This window comes from Mycobacterium sp. 050134, from assembly GCF_036409085.1.
In the GTDB taxonomy this organism is placed as follows: Bacteria; Actinomycetota; Actinomycetes; order Mycobacteriales; family Mycobacteriaceae; genus Mycobacterium.
This window is the reverse complement of sequence record NZ_JAZGLV010000068.1, coordinates 1-608: the sequence shown is the minus strand read 5'-3', so window position 1 is coordinate 608 and position 608 is coordinate 1. Positions and strand designations below refer to the sequence as shown.

Genomic DNA, 608 nt, shown 5'->3' with positions numbered 1-608 from the left:
TGTTCGCAACGATCGTGTATCGCACGGATTTGATCGAGGACCCGCAGGTGTTGGCGGCGGTGGATGCTCGGTTGGCGGTCAGTGTGGCTCGGTGGCCGTCGATGACGCGGGCGCGGTTGGCGGGGCAGGTCGACAAGATCGTGGCGGCCGCCGATGTGGATGCGGTGCGCCGCCAGCGCGCCGCCCGGGTCGATCGGCAGGTGTGCGTGGATGACACCGAGGGTGGGATGGCCGAGATCCGCGGCAGCCTGTTCGCCCCGGACGCGCACGCGCTGGACGGGCGGCTGGACGCGGTGGCGGCCACGGTGTGCGCCCACGATCCGCGCAGCCACGCGCAGCGCCGCGCGGATGCGTTGGGGGCGTTGGCTGCGGGGGCGGATCGGTTGGGGTGTCGTTGCGGGCGCGATGACTGTTTGGCGGGGGCGCGCCGGCCCGCCTCGCCGGTGGTGATCCATGTGGTCGCCGAGCGGGCCACTCTCGACGGCACCGGGGATGCGCCGGGTTCGGAGGTGGGGGCGGACGGGTTGATCAGCCCCGAGCTGCTGCGGGAGCTGGCTCGGTCGGCCCGGTTGGTGGCGCTGGTGCATCCGGTCGACTCTGCGCCGGAG

General features: G+C 73.2%; 1 protein-coding gene. It reads left to right on the top strand.

The window, feature by feature from the left end; all coding sequences use genetic code 11:
• Window positions 1–608, top strand: a 608-nt coding sequence (locus SKC42_RS27430; RefSeq protein WP_330967368.1) for a DUF222 domain-containing protein, incomplete at both ends; no start/stop codon positions are given.